Here is a 1,551-nt window from a genome sequence, read left to right as displayed (position 1 = left end):
CCTGCTGGGACTCCTGCCGTCGCGTGTCGGTTATCAGCCGACTCTCACAAGCGAAGTCGCGGCGCTCCAGTGCTCCACAGTCCGGCGCACTTGCGTTGCTCGCGTGTTCCTCGCCGACGACGGCCGCGTCCAGCAGCACCCACGACGAAGCAATGAGGTCGACAGCCGGATACATGTCCTCGGTGGCCGCGAACTGCAGGATGTCATCTCGCTCTTGGACGTCGAGGAACCGGGCGTGGATGATCGGCGCGTCGTGGCTCGATCGCGAACGAGCGTGGCCTCACCATCAGCTCTCGCCGATCGCTTGACCACCGCCTTGTACGATCGGCTTGACGCGCATCGCGCGGCAGGCGTGACCCTCGTACATGCAGTGCCGACCTCGTCTGCCAGACTCGATATGGTTACGCACTCCCTCCTGCCGTTCGACTTTGGTCGATTTTCCGCGTCATCGAACCCCAAACCCTCAGCTCGTCACAATCGCCCCCGCGCGCCTGATCGCGAGACTCGCGCAAATAATACGTCTTCGCGCAATTGTGCGAAGCCATCAGCTGTCACGAACATGAGCCGGTGATGTTCGAGATTCGATCCCAATAACCCGAAGCACAGCAGCAGTACCGCTTCGAGAAGCAGAGGCGTCGCAAATTCGCTTTGCGCCTGACGCCTTCGTCCCCAGTTGATCAACATCGCCGATGTGACCGCTCCCACGATGAACGCGGCAAGCGAACTCAAGCCGGCGACGACGAGAAGAAAGTCCCCTAACGCGAGGTTGTCGGCAAGCGCAGAAACGATGCCCGACATATGCGAGGTGTACTGCCCTACCGCAAGAAAACCGCCGGCATTCGCCGCGCCCGCGACGAACGCGAGTGCGAGGCCAAGCCGCCGGTTGGCTTCGTCGGTGCGTTTGCGGGCGGTCAGGGTTCGGAGATAGTGAATAGGCATGGTTACCAAGGACTGGACGATCGTACCCTCGGAGCACGCCCCACGCGCTGTCGGCGGTCTTGCGCATGCGTCGTGGTGCGGGCCAGCGGTCCAGGAATCGGTAGCGGACCGACTGGACCGGCGGCTATCAGCGTGCTTCTCAGGACATGGCAACCCGCGGTTGCACCGCCTGCACATCGCCGATGGGCAGGACGATCTTTCCGTACGTCTCGTTGAGAATGGTCGCCGCGGACAAGTAGAACGCCAGGAAGGCCGTCAACATTCCACCGTACCCGCCCGCCACTCGCAACGCGACCGAACTCGTCCATTCTCCAGTGGCAAGCAGGAAGAACGTGATCCATAACGCGAGAAAGACGAGTTGAAGCGCACGTGGCGAACGAAACGTGGCAAGCCACATATAGAACGTGAAGAAGCCCCACAGGAACAGATACCAGCCGATGAAGGCGGCTGGAACCTTCGCATGCAGGAACAGGACGAACAGTGCCAGTGACCACCAGAACGCGCCGTAGCTAAGGAATGCGGTGGCGCCGAACGTGTTCCCACGCGGCAATTCCATCACGCCCGCGATCGCCTGCGCGGTCCCGCCGTAGGCGAGAGCGCACGCCAGTACCT

1 protein-coding gene and 1 pseudogene are annotated in these 1,551 nt (G+C 62.0%); both read right to left on the bottom strand.

The window, feature by feature from the left end:
• Positions 1–581 precede the first annotated feature (581 nt).
• Positions 582–939: pseudogene (locus AWB67_RS37515) on the bottom strand (YoaK family protein); the annotation flags it as partial.
• Between the two features lie 139 nt (positions 940–1,078).
• Positions 1,079–1,551 (bottom strand): acetate uptake transporter (locus tag AWB67_RS37510; RefSeq protein ID WP_125477869.1); only part of this gene is annotated, 473 nt, incomplete at its 5' end.

Source organism: Caballeronia terrestris (assembly GCF_001544515.1).
Classification (GTDB): Bacteria; Pseudomonadota; Gammaproteobacteria; order Burkholderiales; family Burkholderiaceae; genus Caballeronia; species Caballeronia terrestris.
The sequence above is the reverse complement of the archived record's forward strand: the minus strand, read 5'-3'. Positions and strand labels throughout refer to the sequence as shown.